Annotated in this window: 1 pseudogene; it reads left to right on the forward strand. The window is 64.1% G+C overall.

Going from position 1 to position 1801, the window contains the following annotated elements:
- A pseudogene (locus tag I5M_RS29265) lies at positions 1-1397 on the forward strand (FHIPEP family type III secretion protein); the annotation flags it as partial.
- Positions 1398-1801: the final 404 nt, after the last annotated feature.

A 1801-nucleotide genomic window follows, 5' to 3' on the forward strand; every position in this document is an offset into this window, starting at 1 on the left:
AAGCCCGGCCACTCCTACACGCTGCTCACCGTCGGCGACGGCCTCGTCACCCAGATTCCCGCACTGATCGTCTCGACCGCGGCGGGCCTGTTGGTGTCCAAGGCCGGCATCTCCGGCTCTGCCGACAAGGCGCTGATGAGTCAGCTCTCCGGCTATCCGCAGGCGCTCGGCATGGCGTCCGGCGTCATGCTGGTGCTGGCGATGCTGCCGGCATTCCGACGCTGCCGTTCCTGGCGCTCGGCGGCGGCGCCGGCTGGCTGGCGGTCAAGGCGCGCAATCGCAAGGGCGAAATCCGCGCCGAGCAGGCCCAGGCCGCGCTGGCACCGGAAGCCGCAGCGGCTGCGGCGGCCGCAGCCGCCGAGGAGCCGATCAGCGCAGCGCTGAAGATCGACGACCTGAAGATCGAACTCGGCTACGCGCTGCTGCCGCTGGTCAACGGCCCGGACGGCCAGGACCGGCTGACCGAACAGATCAAGGCGCTGCGGCGTTCGCTGGCGATCGAGATGGGCTTCGTGATGCCGGCGGTGCGCATCCTCGACAACGTCCAACTCGAGGCCAACACCTACGTCATCAAGATCAAGGAAGTCGACGCCGGCACCGGCCGCATCTGGCCGAACCAGTTCATGGTGATGGACCCGGCGGGCGACCAGGTGACGGTGCCGGGCATCCACACCACCGAGCCGACCTTCGGCCTGCCGGCGACCTGGGTCGACGCCGCTTTCAAGGAAGAGGCGTCGCTGAAGGGCTACACGGTGGTCGATGCCGCCACCGTGCTATCGACGCATCTCACCGAACTGCTCAAGGCCAACATGAGCGACCTGCTCTCCTACGGCGAGACGCAGAAGCTGCTCAAGGACCTGCCGAAGGAGCAGTCCGAGCTGGTCAAGGACATCGTGCCCGGACAAATCACCGTATCGGGTATTCAGCGCGTGCTTCAGCTGCTGCTCGCCGAGCGCATCTCGATCCGTGATCTGTCGACCATCCTCGAAGGCATCGCCGAGGCGCTGGCGTTCTCGCGCAATCCGTCGACCATCGTCGAGCACGTCCGCGCTCGTTTGGCGCGGCAGATCTGCGCGCAGAATACGTCCTACAACGGCTATCTGCCGCTGATCGCGCTGTCTGCCAAGTGGGAACAGGCGTTTGCCGAATCGATTATCGGCCAGGGCGAAGATCGCAGCCTGGCGATGGCGCCGTCGAAACTGTCGGAGTTCATGACCGCGGTTCGCGACAAATTCGAGCAGGCGGCGCGCGAAGGCGAAGCGCCGGTGCTGGTCACCTCGGCGTCGATCCGGCCGTTCGTTCGGTCCCTGGTGGAACGCTTCCGGGCTCAGACCACCGTGCTGTCGCAGGCCGAAATCCATCCTCGGGCGCGGCTAAAAACCGTCGGCAGCGTCTGATTATCGGGTCGGCTGCGCGACATTTTGGCCACAGACAAGAGGTCATTCATGTTCCAGTCAGCTTCATCCTGTCAGCATCCCGAGCCTGGAACCAACGTCTGGTGACAGACAAGCAACTGAGTTCACTGTCGAATTTCTGCAGCGCAGCGCTTTTGCTAATCGCGACGGATCAAGTCTTTTCACCGGCTTGTGATCACCCCTGCGGAACGGCTCGGCGATGTCCTACGTTGTTTGGTGCGAGTTGCTTGAACCTGCTTTCGGAAGGCCACTACCAACTTCCGAAGGTGGAGATAACGGCAGGAGGCTCCCGATGAACCATTCGATCTACAGCGCCGACCGTGCGACCCATCTCAGGGTGGTCGTTGTGGCGCTTGTTGCTGGCATCATGGTCGCGGGCCTCGGCA

The sequence above is a fragment of the Rhodopseudomonas sp. B29 genome (assembly GCF_000333455.1).
GTDB lineage: Bacteria > Pseudomonadota > Alphaproteobacteria > Rhizobiales > Xanthobacteraceae > Rhodopseudomonas.